Origin of the sequence: Pseudoalteromonas sp. B160 (assembly GCF_037162485.1) — a bacterium.
Lineage (GTDB): Bacteria > Pseudomonadota > Gammaproteobacteria > Enterobacterales > Alteromonadaceae > Pseudoalteromonas > Pseudoalteromonas rhizosphaerae.
Genome location: NZ_JARLUX010000001.1, coordinates 3,954,536 through 3,973,781 on the forward strand (window position 1 = coordinate 3,954,536; position 19,246 = coordinate 3,973,781).

11 protein-coding genes and 5 pseudogenes are annotated in these 19,246 nt (G+C 40.0%); 6 read left to right on the forward strand and 10 right to left on the reverse strand.

The annotated features are described in order from the left end of the window. Nucleotide 1: 1 nt before the first annotated feature. Nucleotides 2-1,805 (reverse strand): annotated as a pseudogene (locus P4S61_RS18475) (M14 family metallopeptidase). 185 nt (nucleotides 1,806-1,990) lie between these two features. Further along, on the reverse strand, nucleotides 1,991-3,898 hold the full coding sequence (locus P4S61_RS18480) for a beta-ketoacyl synthase (protein ID WP_149982523.1): 1,908 nt from the start codon (nucleotides 3,896-3,898) through the stop codon (nucleotides 1,991-1,993). A gap of 126 nt (nucleotides 3,899-4,024) precedes the next feature. Here P4S61_RS18480 and P4S61_RS18485 point away from each other — a divergent pair, with 126 nt between their 5' ends. Further along, a complete protein-coding gene (locus P4S61_RS18485; RefSeq protein ID WP_149982524.1) occupies nucleotides 4,025-5,035 on the forward strand; it encodes a GlxA family transcriptional regulator in 1,011 nt (336 codons plus the stop codon). A gap of 94 nt (nucleotides 5,036-5,129) precedes the next feature. On the opposite strand, the gene P4S61_RS18490 is transcribed toward P4S61_RS18485, so the two are convergent. Next, nucleotides 5,130-5,741: a substrate-binding periplasmic protein gene (locus P4S61_RS18490; RefSeq protein WP_442961581.1), complete on the reverse strand. Its 612-nt coding sequence runs from the start codon at nucleotides 5,739-5,741 to the stop codon at nucleotides 5,130-5,132. Between the two features lie 569 nt (nucleotides 5,742-6,310). Between P4S61_RS18490 and P4S61_RS18495 the strand changes: the two genes are divergently transcribed. Both P4S61_RS18495 and P4S61_RS18500 read left to right on the forward strand, forming a co-directional pair. After that, on the forward strand, nucleotides 6,311-6,721 hold the full coding sequence (locus P4S61_RS18495; protein ID WP_259401882.1) for a GAF domain-containing protein: 411 nt from the start codon (nucleotides 6,311-6,313) through the stop codon (nucleotides 6,719-6,721). A 26-nt stretch (nucleotides 6,722-6,747) separates the two neighbouring features. Continuing rightward, nucleotides 6,748-7,542 carry an EAL domain-containing protein gene (locus tag P4S61_RS18500; protein WP_337118853.1) on the forward strand — a complete coding sequence of 265 codons (795 nt, stop codon included), beginning with the start codon at nucleotides 6,748-6,750 and terminating at the stop codon, nucleotides 7,540-7,542. Between the two features lie 11 nt (nucleotides 7,543-7,553). On the opposite strand, the gene P4S61_RS18505 is transcribed toward P4S61_RS18500, so the two are convergent. The 6 genes and pseudogenes from P4S61_RS18505 to P4S61_RS18530 all read right to left on the reverse strand — a co-directional run bounded on the left by P4S61_RS18505 (nucleotide 7,554) and on the right by P4S61_RS18530 (nucleotide 12,994). Then, complete coding sequence (locus tag P4S61_RS18505) at nucleotides 7,554-8,069, reverse strand: MgtC/SapB family protein (protein ID WP_337118854.1); 516 nt, start codon at nucleotides 8,067-8,069, stop codon at nucleotides 7,554-7,556. A 10-nt stretch (nucleotides 8,070-8,079) separates the two neighbouring features. After that, nucleotides 8,080-9,185, reverse strand: a pseudogene (rimI, locus tag P4S61_RS18510) (ribosomal protein S18-alanine N-acetyltransferase). Further along, nucleotides 9,185-10,579 (reverse strand): RimK family protein, encoded by a 1,395-nt coding sequence (locus tag P4S61_RS18515; RefSeq protein WP_182819202.1) that lies wholly within the window; start codon nucleotides 10,577-10,579, stop codon nucleotides 9,185-9,187. The pseudogene rimI and the gene P4S61_RS18515 overlap by 1 nt, the downstream one beginning before the upstream one ends. Before the next feature lie 256 nt (nucleotides 10,580-10,835). Next, complete coding sequence (locus P4S61_RS18520) at nucleotides 10,836-11,312, reverse strand: GreA/GreB family elongation factor (RefSeq protein WP_182757611.1); 477 nt, start codon at nucleotides 11,310-11,312, stop codon at nucleotides 10,836-10,838. A gap of 215 nt (nucleotides 11,313-11,527) precedes the next feature. Beyond that, complete coding sequence (locus P4S61_RS18525) at nucleotides 11,528-12,196, reverse strand: DUF2987 domain-containing protein (protein WP_337118855.1); 669 nt, start codon at nucleotides 12,194-12,196, stop codon at nucleotides 11,528-11,530. Then, nucleotides 12,189-12,994, reverse strand: a pseudogene (locus P4S61_RS18530) (glucosaminidase domain-containing protein). Before P4S61_RS18530 ends, P4S61_RS18525 begins: the two are co-directional and overlap by 8 nt. 176 nt (nucleotides 12,995-13,170) lie before the next feature. On the opposite strand from P4S61_RS18530, the gene P4S61_RS18535 reads away from it, so the two are divergent. Continuing rightward, entirely contained in the window at nucleotides 13,171-14,460 is a 1,290-nt protein-coding gene (locus P4S61_RS18535) for an anti-phage deoxyguanosine triphosphatase (protein WP_337118856.1), read from the forward strand. Nucleotides 14,461-14,545: 85 nt separating this feature from the next. Here the strand turns inward: P4S61_RS18535 and P4S61_RS18540 are convergent. Beyond that, a pseudogene (locus P4S61_RS18540) lies at nucleotides 14,546-16,704 on the reverse strand (prolyl oligopeptidase family serine peptidase). 152 nt (nucleotides 16,705-16,856) lie between these two features. Here P4S61_RS18540 and P4S61_RS18545 point away from each other — a divergent pair. Further along, entirely contained in the window at nucleotides 16,857-17,168 is a 312-nt protein-coding gene (locus tag P4S61_RS18545) for a DUF962 domain-containing protein (protein ID WP_149982533.1), read from the forward strand. A gap of 113 nt (nucleotides 17,169-17,281) precedes the next feature. After that, nucleotides 17,282-19,130, forward strand: a pseudogene (locus P4S61_RS18550) (ABC transporter ATP-binding protein). The last annotated feature ends 116 nt before the right edge of the window (nucleotides 19,131-19,246 follow it).

Genomic DNA, 19,246 nt, shown 5'->3' on the forward strand with positions numbered 1-19,246 from the left:
GTTAATTCTTTATTTGCGGTTTAGTGTCAAATGTCATCAGCACAGGATACTTTAAATAAGCTTGATCATAAAATGGCGTATGCTCATAGAGCCAGTTTAATCGTGCTTGTGCATCTTTAGCAAAAGCGGCATCCTCACGAATTTTTTTATCAAACTCAAGTGCAAGTGCCGGTTTATCTTTGAGCATATGGCGAGCATACGGCGCTAATGCATAGTTTTCCATGTACTCAGTACGTTGAAAAATCGTATTAAACTCACCCCACGCAAAAAATGAATCCGGTGCTTTGGGGTGTAAAAGATGGGCAACTAACTCACCGAAAGGTTGAGCAGTTTCAACTTTAGACCAACCGATCAGAGACTTTTCTGGTACATCGACAAAATCAAAATCTGCGTTTACTCGAAAGCGTCCTTCAAACGGCGCTTTATCAAATTCATGCTTTGTTACTACCGCGACTTTTAAATTAGTTACCAGCTCATCACTGCTCACGTTTTCTACTGTAATACCATGTAATTTGAGTTTTTCGACAATGTCTGGATACGCAGGTGGAATATAAAATGTACTTGGTACGGTGATCACGGTTTTTGCGTCCTTCTGCCAGTAAATAGGCAACGCATCATAGTGCTGTTTTTCGCCTAAATACTTTACTTCCATCTGGCCACTCAAGGCGCTTTTACTGCGCGAATATTTGATCCCTGCAAATGCGATAGTGTTTGGCTCTTTTGCATAACTGCGTTCAACAATAAGCTGGCTTGGCACAAAAGCTCGTTCTTTTTCAACCGCTTCGGTTAATTGATGATGATGTTGCGCCAATGCTGAAATAGCCCCATCTAAAAATACATAGGTGCCAAGTACACGTTGTTTATACGGTTTTAATGAATGATTTTCGACAAGAATTGTGGGTAACGATCTTAAATCCCCCCAACCATTCGAATAACGAGGCGTGGCAACCCAACCCGCTAAGCCTTTTTTAAACTCGCGCTTATCCATTACAAATACAAGCGGCCCAGGTATATGGCCTTGCTCTTGTAATTTTGTGTCGATGATAGGTTTAAAATAATTATTGAGCGCATCTGACACACTTGGCGATTCACTGGCAAATACGGGGTTGTACCCGTAAGTTACATCGTATTGATAATCTGCACCGTCAGTCACATGCACATCGATATATAAATCTGGGTTAAACTGCTTGATCACCTTTTAATACACCACGTATTTCAGGCGTATCTAGTTTGGTGAAATCACGATTTAAATTTAAATTATTGGCATTGGTTCTAAAGCCCATTTCAACTGGCCCACGCTGGTTTATGCGATTAAACTGACTACTACGCTCATGGCCATCAACATTTAAAATAGGAATAAATAAGATGTTCACTTGGCTTAAAATATCTCGACGTTTACCGGTTGCAATATCGCGTAGCAACATAAACATCGCATCTTTACCGTCAATTTCGCCGGCATGAATTCCCGCTTGAATAAAAATAGTCGGCTTGGCGTTTTGCATTAACTGCGAAGGTGTAAATGCACCATCTTCGCTTGCTACCATCATGTTGATCGCACGGCCACTGGCACTATGTGCAATAGTTTGCACTTGGAATTGGGTAGGGTTTGCTGCAACAAGACGATCTACAAAGGCCATAGTTTGCTGATAATTTGGTGACTTTAGCCCTTCGCTTAGTTCGAAATCAGTGGTTAATGGGCCTTTTTGTTGTATCAGTGCCAAACTTTGACCTTGCCATGGCAACAATGGCGGTAAATGGCTATCTAATGTAACACTGGCACTTAACAATAATAAACTGGCGATCATAGGACTCTCAAACGTTGGCCTCTTTAATAGCTTGAAATTATAACAAGGATAAATGACAGATCGCGTAAACTGCGGTGATTCAACAAAAAAATGCAGCCAATGACAATTTAAAAACTTTATAGGGCTAATTTTCACGCATTAAAAAAGGCGCTATAAAAGCGCCTTGCCACTCAAGAATAATGTGCTTAAAACATATCTTGATAAGGATTCGTTTTACTAAATGCAATGGCTTTATCAAAACCAGGAATATGCATGTCGGTATCAGAAATGACAATTTCATCTTCATCAATCATGCCATCACCAAAGCGATAGATTAGCTCATATTGTCCTAAGTCAGCTTGTTGCTGATAATTAGTCTGAGCAGCTGTAACGGTTTGATTGCTCAATGCATATGCATCCATCACCGCACTACCATGGCGTTTTGCTAACATTTTCATGGTCACCATGGGTGACAAAACAGTGGCGGTGGCATTATTTCCGCCAAAGCCTTTTGAATTAATAAAAGCAATATCCATGTCTTCGCATTGATAATGCTCAGTACGAATATCTAAATACTGGTTATGCACATCCTTGGCCACTTTATCTATGGTGGTAATACCCGGCATAATATTATGTGCAAATACACCCAGCGCCATCGCTAATTGGTCGCCACTAGCTGGCGCAATTGTGTGCCCTACATACGCTTTTGGTGCTGCTACTTTCCAATTATCAATGGCAAACGTTTGTGCCACCTTATGATAAATTAATGACTCTGTTACGCGGTTTTGCGGTGTGCTTGAACCATGCGCTAAAATAAAGCTACGTTGTTGTAATGCTTCTTTACCTAATAAGCTCGTGGCTAATGCCGCCGACTTCGCCATGGTTATATAATTACCCGGTCCCGGTGATGTAATTGATTTTTTAACGCCATCAGCATTTACAAATACATCAGGCACGCAGCCTAGAATGTCTGCCCCCAACTCCAGTGCTAACGCATCATCCATTAGAATCGCTACTTGTGCGCCTTCACCTAAAGTAAAGCCACAATTTTCGCCAAATGGGCGGCTACTTTTACGATAATCAGGCTCATCATCATTGCTTAAGTTATCCAAGCGGCGTAAACCTTCAATATTCGCCAGCGCACTCATATTACCAAAGCCTTCAACAACTTCAGGGGTAATTGCGCATTCCACACTTGCCACAATAGCAACACGTGTACGCCCTGCTTGTATATCGTTTACTGCAGCGCGCAAGTTATATAAAAATGTTGCACACGCGCCTGAAGTTGAAAACGTAGTGCCTACATTGCCCGTCACATAGGCATTAATAAAATCGGTCGACATTGTATTTAAGCCAAGCGCTAACTGCTTGGTGCTGACGCGATCACCTTGCTGGCGCGCTTTTACTAAACCACCTAAGCCCTTGTCATCCATTTGACCAATAACCGACGCTGAATAAGTGCCAATTTTATCAGGCTCAACACTATTCATAATGTGTTGCCAATCGAGTCCGGTTGATTTAATCGCGTCAGTAGCAGCAAATATAGTGGCTTGTAAACCACGTGGCTGGTAGCGACTGTTGTACATAATAGACGGATCAAACCCTGTTGGTAGTTGCCCAGCCGATTTAATCGGATTATCGCGAGTAGAATCATGTTTAATATCAAACTGAGCCGCAATGGTTACTTTTACTTTTTTATTTTCAAGCTCTTCTACTTGCCAACTTGTAGGGACCGGCGAAGGTAAATCTTTACGACGTGTTTCAAACACAATAGCGCTTTCATCTGACGCGGTTAACGTCATTTTTTGCTGCCACGGTGTTGCATCGACATCAAAATGCTCTTTTTCAATTTTACGAATTAACGTACCGGCAATAATTTGCTCACCAAAGCGTGCTTCTATGTCGCTTTGCTCAACAGTATTGCCTTGTAAATCTTGCAGTTGCCCATTCACAAGACTCACTAAATTCATTAACGTGGCGAGGCCTAAAAATGTTTCTTGGCGGGCTTGAGTATCTAAGTTATTTAACACGATACGACGATAACCTTGATGAAAAGAAGTACGGCCTGCGGCGTTAATTCCACCCATGCCGATAATAACGGGTAATGCTGTCATAATTTACCTTGAGAAAACGTGTTATAGGAGAAGCTTGCAGTTTAGATGGATTTAATTATCAACATTGTGCTTAAATAGCCAAATAATGAGCCTATGAGGCCAAATCAAACTGGTCGGAGCAATTAAATGGACAACAACTTGGTACTTAGCCCTTTGCAAATAAGTATTTTGGTATACCAGCACTTATTGATCACCAGTGTCACCTTGCCAATTGAAATGCTCAGAGCCGGTGAGGCGTACGCCAAAGGGCATATAAACAGCGGAACTTTTCGGCCATTAACGATTAATTTAATCGCTGAGGACAGCGAACCTATCAAAAATCGCAGCGGCTTAGCAATATTACCGGATCACACTTACGGCACAGCACCTTACAGTGACTTGATTATTGTGCCTGGTATTTGGCGCAATCCTCGCCCTGTTGTCAGAGCAAACTCTGGGTTAGTTCAGTGGCTTGCCAGCAGCTGGCAAACGGGTAGCTCAATCATTGGCGTGGGTACTGGCAATTGCTTAGTCGCTGAAGCTAAGTTATTAAATGGTCACCCCGCTACCACTCATTGGCATTATGCAGAACAATTTAAACGCGACTACCCACAAGTGCTGCTCAAGCCTGATTTTTTTATCACTCAATCTGAGCGCTTATACAGTGTGGCAAGTCTAAATGCCTTAGCAGATGTGATCGTGCATATTATTAGCCAATACTACGGACAGGCCGCCGCTCAGCATGTTGAGCGCAACTTTTCTCACGAAATTAGGAAACCTTACGAAGATCAGCGCTACCTTGAAGGCGCCGTTGATCGGCATCCAGATGAACTCATCGCGCAAATTCAATTTTGGTTAAAAAACAACTTAACCACAGAACAAAGTTTAACAGAGGTCGCTCAACTATTTAGTTTGAGTTACCGCTCTTTTACCCGCCGTTTTCGCATTGCGACCAACCAAAGCCCCATTGAATATTGGCAGCAATTACGCGTACAAACAGCCAAAGAGCTACTTGCATCATCTAACTTATCAATTCAGGAGGTTGCTTTAGAGGTGGGTTACAATGATCAAGGTCATTTAACCCGCGTGTTTAAGAAAGTGCTCTCGCAAACGCCTAGCGAGTATCGAAAAGTGGTTAGAAGAAAGTTATTTGGTTAATAAGTTGGCGGGGTGTTATTTTTAAACAGTTAAACCTTTTAGATAGCAAAATATACAGTGCGGGTTAAACATGAGTATCGACGTTTAACGCGTATCATTTATCATCGCTGTCGATTTGAGTACGCCTTTCAAATACTAACTTTAATGCTGCGTCCATTTCTTTAATAAAGTCATCCTTAAATGGAAATTTTTCTGATGGTGCTTTCAAATAACCAATGTGAGCAGTTCGCTTGAAAATAATTCTGTCTTGCTGAAGTTGACTCAAATTAACAAAAGGATGGCTTTGCTTAAGTGCTTTAATGCCTGATAAAATGGCCCACTTGTCGTTGATATAACAGTCGATTCTATTTTTAGCCAGCTTCAAAATATTTGATAATGTATCTTTATTTTCCCATATTTTTATTTTGTTTTGCTCCATGGCAGTGTTCAATGCTTGATCGAATAAAAGATACCCAGCATTGATACCAACATTAATCGGCTTTAATGGATATTCTGTGTTTTCAATCTTGAGTAAGCTTGAGTTTGGATTACAAAAAGCTTGTATTACTTCTTCATGCAGCGGCTCTGAGTAAGGCCAAATAAAACTGCGCCCTTGCACATTTTTATAAGGAGGTAGTAAGGCAAAGTCCTCTCCTCGTCTAAGTGCGTCAACACCGCGCTTCCAAGGTACTGGTTGCAACTCTATAATATATTTTTCACTGATCAAATCGGCAGCTTGACGAACTACATCAACATATAAACCCACTAACTCACCGTCTTTAAGGTAAGAATATGGGGATAACTATCATCGACTAATATCACAACACGATAGCTTGGTTTGGCCACTACCTGTATTGTAAAAAAGAAAGCAAACAGCAGAAATACAATTCTTTTCGGCCCATTCCACTGTATTATTTGCCAACTCGATTCCATTAAACAACACCTAAATAAATAATCACTGGTTATTAGCGCAGTCAGATTCATATTTTTTACAAATCTTACCATCCCCAAATATTATACCTACTGAAACGCTAAAATAACAAAAGCATAAGGCTTACTCTTATTATTACGATAAGCGTACGACAAGGACCATCTAAGTGCCGGACTTTCTAGGCCATTAACGACCGATTTAATCGCGCAGGACTGCAAATCTATAAACGAGCTAGTCCCTCCCTGAATTATAGATAGAGAAAACTGAACTAAGCAGCAAATAAAATCAAACGCTAATTAGACGTTTATATCTATATAAATTATAGTAATAGCATTAAAAGTGCTAAAAAATCACATGGAGGCGCCATGACGGCAAATTTTAGCGATGTGCTTTTGGATCAAAAAGATAATTCGTCAATCGATGCTAAATTGACAAATTTGCTGGGATTAGTGCGCAAACATTTAAATATGGATGTTGCTTTTATTTCAGAGTTTATTAACGATGAACGCGTTTTCAAAGTTGTCGATAATCCATCAGCAAATAAAACGGTTAAAGTGGGCAATTCCGATCCTATTAATGAAACATATTGCCATAAAATCACTGAGAAACAGCTTAGCCCTATTATTACCAATTCAAAAATAAATCCAATTACTCAAATAATGCCAGTAACCGACAAGTTAAACATAGGCGCTTATATTGGTGTGCCTATCAATCTTTCAAATGGTAAATTATATGGTACGTTTTGTTGTTACAAATCGCATCATGATGAAAGCTAAAACGAGCGGGACTTGTCTTTTTAAACATGATCTCTGAAATTGCAACTGGATTAATTGAAAAAAACCTGCATAACACTGCATTGCATAGCCAAACCAAATTAGCAATTGATGAGGTTATTGCAAGCAACAGTATAAGTATTTATTTTCAGCCTATTTTTAATCTATTTAGTAATGAAATTGCGGGCTTTGAATCACTGTCGCGCTTTTTTACCAAACCTTATAAAACACCTGATCTCTGGTTTAAAGAGGCAACAGATGTGGGCCTAGGTGAATCTCTGGAAATGCTGGCGATAAAAAACAGCCTCGCCTATATTGCGCAATTTAATGACACCACTTATATCGCCATTAATTGTTCACCATCCCATATACTCTCGGGTGCACTTGAATATACTCTGCAAGGAGCCGATTGTTCAAGGTTGGTATTAGAAATAACTGAACATTCACCAATATCAGACTATACAGTAATGCGAGCTGCATTAGCGCCACTGCGAAAAAAAGGGCTACGTTTGGCTATTGATGATGTAGGTGCTGGCTTTTCGTCGTTTCAACATATTTTAGAACTGGAAGCCGACATTATTAAATTAGATATCAGCCTTACTCAAAATATAAATAAAGACAATCGTAAGTTTTTACTGGCCAAGGCACTGTGTGGCTTTGCTAAAGCAATAGACTGTTCGATTGTTGCCGAAGGCATTGAAACGCAAGCAGAGCTTAACGCATTAAGAAAATTAAATGTTGATAATGTGCAAGGTTACTTTATTGGCCGCCCAGCTCCTATTGAAGATGCATTGAGCTATCAAAGCATGACTTTATCAACATAAAAACGCCACTCTTAGTGGCGTTCTGATTCGTTAATTTCTTTTCGATAGTATCGTTTGTGATAACTTTTAACTTTAGCGTGTACACCTTTACTTAAGCTTTTAAACTTAGCTTCAAGGACATCTACACCATATAAAATGCCCACCACCAAAATGGATAGTTTAATAGCTGCCAATAAATTATCGGTTGCAATCACTACACCAATAGATGCCAAAACCCAGATAGTTGCCGCAGATGTTACCCCAACCACAGCGCCATCTTTAGCGAGCATCACTCCAGCACCTAAAAAGCCGATGCCAGTAATAATTTGACCAACCACGCGCGAGTGGTCAATCACATCACCATGGAGCATAAACGCCGTGGCTAAAAACAAATAAGTACCTAATATAATCAGTACTGAGGTTCTTATTCCTACTGGTTTGCCCCGTAACTGGCGTTCCATACCAATCAAAGCACCACAAAATGCAGCACTGCCTATTGCCGACCACGAATAGGGGGCGATATCTACTAATTCAAAAAAGTCACTCAAAATCCTAAAATTACTGCATGTGTATAGCCAGTGCCGTACTCAAACGAGAACTACCGAAACTGGCCATTTTTAAAAAGTCACTCTTAGCGATGGGTACGTGTTGACAATCAATCGCCAGCTGTTTATCGCTTTCACAAAAAGGGTCATGGACATATAGACAATGCTCATCTAAATGCGTTACACACACCCAATGCGGTGACTTTTTACCATCAAAGCGATACGTACTGATCAATAGCACCACGGCCATTTTGGCTGCTAACCAGCGCTCTATGTGCTCAAGGGTTAAGTCTTGATACTTCACATCTAGTTTGTGATTAATTGCCTCAACCACAAATTGATTATGAACCGTGTGTAAAATTGCTTTCTTCTTATCACTTCTTACGCCATCAACAAACAATGTATCACGTGTATTAATAATCACATCGGCTGTAAAACCGCGTTTATTGGCAGCTAAAGCAAGTCCTAATGGATGACAACCACCATGACCAGAGGTCATAAAAATAGTGGTTGCTTCACGCCAAATATCAAGCTCATTCACTTGTGAAATAATCGCTTTTTTTATTGATGACATTGCCATTAATAATGCCGCTGGCCCGCAAGTAAATTCGGTAGTTTGCTGATACCAAGGCGTTTCACGCGAAAACTCAAGCTCATTGGTTTTACGAATGTTTTTTGCATCCGCAAGGCATCACTATGATCATCATAATAGTCACTGTATTGCCCAAATACCCGATAGCCAAGCTTTTCATAAAGTGCGATTGCAGCTTTATTATTTACCGCCACTTCAAGACGCATAAATAACCGTCCGCGTTCAGCCGTTGCTCTTTCTAGTGCTTTCAAAAGCTGCTGAGCAACGCCTTTTCCTTGTGCATTTGGTGCAACTGCTAGCGAATATAAACGTGCTAAACGAGTGCCTTTATGACACCACACTAAGCCATAGCCGAGTAACTGTTGTTCTGACTCTGCAACCATTAAAATACCATGCTTGGCTGCAATCCAGCGCTTAAAGCTACGCGCACTTAATCTATCTTGATTAAAACTTTGCTGCTCTATCTCAAGTAACGCTTTTAAATCGCTATCTGTGGCAGCGCGAACTGCCACACTATGCTCGGTCATTAACTTCGACCTCGTGCTTCGAGGCGTTGTTTAAATTCTTCCATAATGATCATATAAAGTTCATCACCTAAGTAACCATCTTCTACTTTATGGTCAATACTTGGGTTATCGTTTACTTCAAGCACATATGCACGGCCTTGGTGTTCTTTAACATCCACACCATAGAGTCCTTTGCCCACAGTTTTACATGCTTTTAATGCCGCATCTAAAACTGCTTTTGGCAACTCAAAAGTAGGCAGTGTTTCAAAACCACCAGAGAAAAACCGTTTTGCATCATGATTATAAATTTGCCAATGATTACGCGCCATTAAATAACGGCATGCATAGATAGCACGACCATTTAAAACTCCTACTCGCCAATCGTATTCTGTGTACATATATTCTTGGGCTAGAACTAAAGCGCTAAATTCAAATAACTCAGCCAATTTTGCTGCCAGCTCATTGCGTTCAGTTACTTTGTAGACACCTTTTGAAAACGACCCTTCAGGCATTTTAAGCACTAATGGGTAAGTAAATGCCTCTTCAAGCTGACTGATGGTTTCATCACTTTGATCAGCTACTACCAAGGTTTTTAAGCTCGGTACTTTTTGATAATTAAACGCATCATGTAAATACACTTTATTACAACAGCGTAAAATAGACTCAGCATCATCAATCACCACTAACCCTAGGCTCTGCGCCTTACTTGCCAGACGGTAAGTTGGGTGGTCAATTGCAGTTGTTTGGCGAATAAATAGCGCATCAAACTGAGCGATATTATCTATTTCTTCAAAACTGAGCGCTTGAGCATAGATACCATGTTTAGCTGCCGCTTTAATAAAACGGGCTATTGCATCTTTATCGCTTGGTGGCACTTTTTCATTGTGATCAACTAAAATAGCCATATCCCAGCGGTAACGTTTTTGCGAACTGCTTATACGCCACTGTGTTTGCGTAAACTCAGTTAATTTAGCAACAAAGTCTTGATGCTGCTGAGTATTAAGCGACGCTAATGAACCTTGCTGTAACAGCCCGGCTTCATCTACAAATAAAATAGGCGCTGGATATTGTTTAAATACCGCTTTTGCTGCTTTGTTTTGTAGTTCATTTACTGCATGCCCAAAGTATAAGGCATCATCGAGATGGCCAACATTAAGCATCAAAGTTTGGCCATTACGTAGCGCATTAATCGTTTTTACGCTTGGCAATACTTGATGTTTACGTGCCTCAGCAAGTAATGAGCAATAATAGCCTTTACTCAAGTATTGGCTTGAGTCGCATAGATTAATAATGCGCGTTTTTGGCTCATTATGCTTTGGATAATCTCGTAAGTAGGTATTGAAGGTAATTACGTTTTCGAATGAGTGAGCAAGTGCCTGCTCGTTGTTATCAACCACAATCAAGGTTTTAAACACGACTTTTCCTAAAATAAGTCAAAATACAAATGTAAGAGTGAATATAAATAGAAACACCCATACTGCTAAGTCATCGTTGTGCAACACGTGTACTTAACAGGATGGGTGCTTTAGATTCAGCTACTGCTTAATCTACAGGTGATTTATAAAGGGTTTTTCGCTACCTTTCCAACGAGTAATTTTTAGCGTTAAGATAAGTAAATTTAATCAACCACAGTAAGATCAAAAAAGCTGGTTAAAGCTCCTTTCAGCATCACTAACTTATTGAAATAATTTCTAATAACGTGGATTTATTCGCTATTGTAAAACTAAACTCATCACCTTGTTGCTTATCCATCAGTAATTGACCTAATGGTGACAGTGGTGTGAGAACATACACTGTAGTGTCTTTTATTTTAATGCTTAAACCACCAGAAAGTGGCCCTAAAAAATACCATTTTAGATTTTCGTCTTCATCGCAGATACAGACCAGCGAACCAATGGAAACTTTACTTGATACAGCGATTTTAAATGCCTTTTCAAACTCGATAATACTCAAATGGCAGTCATTCACACGCTGTGCTTGCCCTTGCGCTAAATAGGCAGCTTCTAGGCCTAATGTATCGTATTTATTTTCAGCAATATTTTCTTCATGAGTGGCGGTGTCATGGGCTGTCTTTGCAGCAGCCTGCGCGGTACTAAGTTGCGCCTCTAAAGCAAAACGCAGGCATTCAATCACATGGGTTTTATTCATATCTAAGGAATTATTTTAAATCTATAATGACTGTATTTTAACGTGCTTTGGGCTGCGTGTAACTCAATTGGCTAAAAACAAGGTTATTCATAGGCATTGATTAGTAAATATGGAAGGATATTTTTTAATTACTCTTGATTACTCTTGATTACTCTTGATTAGTAATAACATAAATCAAGCGCTGCTGTTAACAGCGCTTACTCAACTGTTTTTTACTACTTAGCAATCCATGGCGTTACTTTTAGTAATGGCACCGGCACAGTAAATGCTGTTTTATCGTCTTCCCACTGCTCAGTAACACTGACATGACAAATTGCTCCTTGGCAATCAAAAGCAGGATCGGCAATCGTCACTGGCTCTGCAAAAGTCAGCACCACACCTTGTTGTTCAGGCAATAAAAAGCTCATCAGTTTGCTAACAAAAAATCCCGACAGATCCGATAATAATTCATCAAACTCATCATTAAGCTGATACAACTGGTGTTTATTTAAATTACTATTATTGAACTCACGCGCCTCAATTTGCAGTTTTAACTGGCAATCATGGTTTTCATTTTGAGGCTCGATAACCACCACAGCTTTATTTGTATCAAGTTGTTTATCAAAAGGAAGTAAAAGCTGAGCATGCTCAGTATAATTAAGTGAAAATTCCTCTCGCTCAGTAATAATGCGCCTGGTTTTAATTAAACATTCGTCATTACTGGCAATGTCGGTGATGTAAAAATTGACCTGAGCAAATTGAAAATCACCTTTATTGACGACTTTTAAACGATCATAAAAGCCATCATAGGAAACCACAAACTCTTTTGCTTGCACAGTAAACGTTGCTATTAGTACAACGGCTAATGCCATAATATGACTGATACTACGTACTGGGTTATTCATCAAAGTAAGCTCTATTTTGGTTGATCATTTGATTTAATTCTTCGATATACGCTTCACCACGCTCGGAATAGGAGATTAATCCGTAACTTAGCTTAGTCGCTGAAATTGGCTTTTCTTGTAAACGCAAATCGGCGCGGATACTACGTAACTCTTTATAAGCTGCATGGGTATTAATATTTTTAAAATAAGAAGTCACGGCTGCTCGCACAGATTTAAATGCCGCCACTTCATGGTCTGCACCAGTATTACGACGATTAGGCACCATACCGCAGCCTTTGCTATAACACCACTGACCAAAAAAGTTTAATCCTATTCGAGCAAATCGAGACGTTCCCCATGCTGATTCGTTTGCCGCTTGCATCAGCGCTAGCTCTTTAGGAATAATATCAACTCGACGTAATGCCTGACGCAAAGACAAACTATCAATCGTTTCTGGTAATTTATAGCTGTTTAAAATCGTTTTAACTTGCTTAGTTTGCGTGCGACTTAATGGCTCATCGTATTGCACCATCATCAATGCAATCTCCAGCGTTGCCCGTTGCTGCAGGATTTTTTTATTTTCAGCCTCAACATGCGGCCGAATAAAGTTAAAAAAAGCATGTTTTTTTCTTTTACATCACTAAAGCCGTTAAAATCAGGAAGCTTAACGTTATGTAATGGCTTTTCTTTCTTTTTGACTGGTGGCTTGATTAAGGCTGTTTCGCCCTCAATAGTTGAATTCGACCTTTCTATAAATGGGTAACTCAATGCCCAAATAAAAAATAGGCTAACGATTAAACGAAATAGATACTTAAGCATGTATTCTCTCAAAAAAACTAATGTTTATGCATGGTATATCCACACGCATCTGACCATTCATTATACCTAAGCACTCCAATAAAGGCGAATATACCCATTTGAAGGATTTATAATCTATAAAAATCGGCTACAATTAAGCGCATAAAAACGCTAAAGAAGTTACCGGATACCCATTAATGAAATTAGACTGGCAAAGCCGCATAATAAATCAAAACAAGTTTCGCCCTAATGACAATCGCTCAGCATGGCAAGTAGACCGCTCCCGGATAATCCATGCAGCTGCATTTAGACGTTTACAAGCTAAAACTCAGATAATGGGGATTGGCCTAAATGATTTTCATCGTACACGATTAACCCATTCTTTAGAGGTATCGCAAATTGGCAGTGGTTTACTTCGTCATTTAGAGAAACAACACCCTGACTTCACACATTTTCCCGACCCTAGTTTGCTTGAGACGCTTTGTTTGGCCCATGATATAGGCCATCCTCCTTATGGTCATGGCGGTGAAATTGCCCTTAACTACATGATGCGTGAACATGGTGGTTTTGAAGGCAATGCACAAACACTGCGCATTGTTTCAAGACTTGAACCATACAGTGATGGTCATGGTATGAACTTAACGCGCCGTACTTTGCTTGGCTTTATAAAATACCTGGCTTTTATTGATGACTTGTGGCACACCATCCCACATCATGATCCGCAACGTGCATTTATAAAAGCTGACGACTGGCGCCCAGCAAAAGGTTTATACAAGGATGATAAAGCGACCTTTGACTGGATTGTAGCGCCTTTATCTGACGCTGATAAACAACGCTTAGGCGATTTTAAGGCCGTCGATGAGTTTAGATCTAAAACCAGTTTTAAATCCCTTGATGCGGCCATTATGGAACTTGCCGACGATATCGCTTATGCCGTACATGACCTTGAAGACGCAATTGCAACAGAGCAAATCACCCTAAAAGAGTGGCAAAATCATGCCTTACCCGCACTTGAGCTTGTGCAATGTGAGTGGCTTAGCGACAGTAACTTAACCGAGCGGCTATTTTTAGGTAGCGAAGCACAACGTAAAGATGTGATTGGGGAATTAGTAAACTTATTTATTACTCAATCATCCATTGTGCACACAGAACTTGAGTTTGAAAATCCAATTTTAAATTACACCGTTGAATTACCGCACAGTTATCAGCATTTACTTGAGACGTTAAAGTCATTTATTTATCAACGACTCATTCGTGCTTCACATATGCAGCAAATTGAGTTTAAAGGACAAAAATTAATTATTGAATTATTTGAAGCATTTGCCTGCGAACCATTACGACTATTACCTGAAACCACAGCAAATGTGTTTCGCCTAGCACAACAACAAAATGGTAATACACACAGAGTAATTTGTGATTATTTAAGTGGTATGACTGACGAATATGCGTTTAAAACACACCAACGCCTTTTTTCAAGTAATAGCTAATTAATACTCTTGCGTTGCAAAGTCCCACTGCGCAACCTTAAAAACACCGAAAAAATCGCTTCGGTGTTTTATTTATATTATTCAATTACAGTGATTTGATACCCATGTTATAAAGGGTGAAACCGTAAATATCTGCATATTGATCAATAATTTTACTGGTTGGTGTACCTGCACCATGACCCGCATTAGTTTCAATACGGATAAGGTATGGATTGTTCCCTGCACCTTTGGCTTGTAGCTCCGCTGCAAACTTATAAGAGTGAGCTGGCACCACACGGTCATCGTGATCGCCTGTGGTGATCAAGGTCGCTGGGTATTTAACCCCAGCTTTTACATTATGAACTGGCGAGTAGCCTTTTAAGTAATCAAACATTTCTTTACTTTGCTCACTCGTACCATAGTCATATGCCCAGCCAGCTCCGGCGGTAAAAGTGTGATACCGTAACATATCAAGTACGCCTACTGCAGGTAGTGCGACTTTAAATAACTCAGGGCGCTGAGTCATGACCGCGCCAACTAATAAACCGCCATTTGAACCACCGCGAACGGCTAGGTAATCACTTGATGTGTATTTCTCTGCGTTTAAATACTCAGCAGCAGCTATAAAATCATCAAATACATTTTGCTTTTTAAGTTGTGTACCCGCATCATGCCACTGTTTACCGTATTCACCGCCACCACGAATATTAGCCACGGCGTAGACACCCCCTTGCTCAAGCCAAGCAGCAATGGTTGAACTAAAGCTTGGCGTCATGCTGGCATTAAAACCGCCATAACCATATAGAATAGTTGGGTTAGTACCATCACGTTTTAAATCTTTTCTATAGGAGATGATCATCGGTACTTTAGTGCCATCTTTGGAACTATAAAATACTTGTTCAGAAGTATATGCCGCAGAATCAAACTGCGCCCCAGATTTACGGTAAACGTCTGAGTTACCAGTATTTACATCAAACGCATAGGTATTGCCCGGCGTTGTGTAATTAGCGAATGAATAATAAAGCGTACTACTTTCTTTTTTACCACTGAAACCACGAGCGGTACCCACACCGGGTAAACTAATTTCACGAACTAACTTGCCAGCTTTGTCATATTGTTGCACTTTAGAAATGGCATCAACCATGTATTTTGCAAAAGAAATCCCCCTTTAGACATACTCAATACATTATCTGTTTCTGGGATCAAATCTTGCCAATACTCAACAGTTGGGTTTGCGGCGTCTACCGTCACTACTTTCTTATTCGGCGCATTTAAGTTTGTTACTAAAAATAACTTACTGCCGTCGTTATCTAAAACGTAAGTGTCTGAATCTGTATTATCAAGCACTGTGACAAGTTTGCTGTCTGGCTTGGTTAAATCTTTAATAAACAGTTTATTACCAGATGTTGAAACACTAGCAGAAATCAATAAGTAGCGATTATCACGCGTTACCGAGGCACCAATATAGCGATGTTTTTGTTCCTCAGAGCCACCATATATAAGTTCATCGGTTGTTTGTGCAGTTCCTAATTTATGGTAATACACTTTGTGTTGATCAGTTTTTGCCGAGAGTTCACTGCCTTTAGGTTTATCGTAGCTTGAGTAATAAAAACCATCGTTGCCAACCCAAGCAATACCACTGAACTTTATATCGATTAATGCACTTTCAATTTGCTCTTTACTTTGCGTATCAATAATAATGACTTTACGCCAATCACTGCCACCTTCAGAGATCTGATAAGCTGCTAGCGAACCATCTTCAGAGAAAGTCAGACCAGACATTGAAGTTGTACCATCTTCGCTAAACTTATTTGGATCGAGGAAAACCTCTGCTTCGCCCTTGCCTTTACTACGATAAAGTACATATTGGTTCTGTAGGCCATCATTTTTATAAAAGTAGGTGTATTCACCTTCAGTAAATGGAGCCGTTACTTTTTCGTAATTCATTAGCTTTTCAAGGCTGGCTTTTAATTTATCCTGGTACGGGATATTTTCAAGATATGAAAAAGTCAGTTCATTTTGTGTTTTAACCCACTTAGCCGTATCACTGCTCATATCATCTTCTAACCAACGGTATGGATCAGCCACTTTCTCGTCAAAGTACTGATCAACCACAGTCCCTTTTTTTGTTTCTGGGTAAGTGATAGATTGGTTAGCAGTTATCGGTGCTGCTGCATTATTTTGATTGTTTGTTGATATTGATGTCGATTCAGAACAACCCCAAAGCGCAACTAACACCGCGCAAGTAATGGCTTTTTTTAACATGATTATGATCTTTTAATTATTTGTTAGACTCATAACGGTATAAATTTGTCGTAAGTATGTCTAGTAGTATGAGATCAAAGCGCCTAATATCTGTAAAGAAATGTAAAACTAAATATTTAAAACCAGTCAATAGCATTAACAAGATATGTGATATGAAAAGTACACCAGAATTTACTAGCTTTAAAAAGTTTTACCCATACTACTTACAAGAACATAAAAATATTACCTGCAAACGGTTACATTTTTTTGGTAGCTCTTTGGTGCTTATTATCGTTTTGTATGTGCTGTATAGCCAACAATTTATGCTGTTGTGGTTGCTACCCATTATTGGTTATGGTTTTGCCTGGGTTGGTCATTTCTTCTTTGAGAAAAACCGCCCTGCTACGTTCAAATACCCGTTTTATAGCTTATGGGCAGACTGGGTGATGTTTAAAGATATGCTGATTGGCAAAATAAAATGGTAGTCACTGTTGTTTTGTAATAACCGACAAACAAGCAAAAAGATCATTATGCAAACCTGTTTTTGTCGCTTTTCAGTGATATAGTTAACGCCATTTTTGCTATTCAAGATATTAAAATGTATCGATTATTTGAGCGGATGATCAAGCCGTTTCCCGAACAAAAGCCAACCCAGCCTCCTGCGACGCTATTTGCATTTTGTCGTCACTACACTAAAGGTATGGAAGTCTCGCTATTTTTTATGTCGCTAAGCGCAGCATTGCTCGCGATTTTAGAAGTATCACTGTTTAGCTATATGGGCCAGCTTGTTGATTGGCTAAGTATCTACACCCCTGAAACATTATTTGTTGAGCAAAAATCTGAACTCATAAAAATGGCGATAGTGCTACTTGTTGTCCTACCTATCGTGGTGTTTTTTCATTCTGCGATATTGCACCAAGCCTTGTTAGGTAATTACCCGATGTCAATTCGTTGGTTAGCACATCGCTATTTGCTTCGCCAAAGTGTGAGCTTTTACCAAAATGAATTTGCAGGGCGCATCGCCACCAAAGTAATGCAAACATCCCTCGCGGTGCGTGAAACCGTGATGAAACTACTTGATGTATTAATGTATATCGTGGTTTATTTTGGCGCTATGGTGTTTTTAGTAGCCGAAGCCGATTGGCGCTTAATGCTTCCTTTGCTTGTATGGTTAGCTCTGTATATTTTGATCCAAATGTACTATGTACCTAAGCTCAAAAAAGTGGCTAGCTTCGCAAGCAGACGCTCGCTCTGAGATGACCGGCCGAATAGTCGACAGTTACACTAATATTTCGACTATTAAATTGTTCTCATATACCCAACGTGAAGAGCAGTACGCAAAAGACAGCATGGATGTTTTTTTACAACCTGTGTATAAGCAAATGCGCTTAGTTACCAGTTTAAATTTTGCCATTCAAACGCTTAACTACTTTTTAGTATTTAGTGTTGCGGCATTATCTTTGTATTTATGGACTCTGAGCGCCATTAGTGCCGGCGCAATTGCAATTGCGGTAAGCTTAGCACTGCGTTTAAATGGCATGGCACAGTGGATCATGTGGGAAATTAGTGGCTTGTTTGAAAACATCGGCACTGTCGCTGATGGTATGAAAACGTTATCAAACCCAATTGAAGTCGATGATCTGCCTGATGCCAGCACATTAAGTGTAACCACAGGTGCAATTGACTTTAATAATGTGCATTTTAACTACGGTAAAGCCGCAAACGAAACGAATCGCGGCGCTGTTATCAATGGCTTAAATCTCAACATCAAGGCCGGAGAGAAAATAGGTCTTGTTGGTCGCTCTGGCGCTGGTAAGTCAACACTCGTTAATTTGTTGCTACGTTTTTACGATATTGATAGCGGTAGTATCAACATCGACGGCCAAGATATCTCAAAAGTGAGTCAAGAAAGCCTGCGTAAGTACATTGCGATGGTTACCCAAGATACTTCTTTACTGCATCGGACAGTCAAAGAAAATATCCTTTATGGCCGCCCAGATGCCAGCGATGAAGAAATGATGAAAGCGGCTAAACAAGCCAAAGCGCTAGAGTTTATTGATGACCTTGAAGATAGCAAAGGCAACAAAGGTTTTGCAGCTCAAGTGGGTGAGCGCGGCGTAAAACTCTCTGGAGGTCAACGCCAACGTATAGCCATAGCTCGGGTGCTGCTGAAAAACGCCCCGATATTAATTTTAGATGAAGCCACCAGCGCGCTCGATTCTGAAGTTGAAGCGGCTATTCAAGCTAGTCTTGATGATTTAATGACCGGTAAAACCGTCATTGCCATCGCGCATCGACTATCCACTATTGCACAAATGGATCGGCTCATCGTACTTGATGAGGGCGGCATTGTAGAGCTAGGTAGCCATGAAGAACTGCTGGCACAAAATGGTATTTATGCCGCGTTGTGGACACACCAAACCGGCGGGTTTATTGGTGTAGAATAATTTTTACCTAGCCATAACGCCTTAGTTAAGTTTCAAAATCCAAGCGCTGTTTTTTGAAACTTAACCAGCCAAGTGTCATTACGAAAATTTTTATCGTTTTAATACAACTTAAAAAC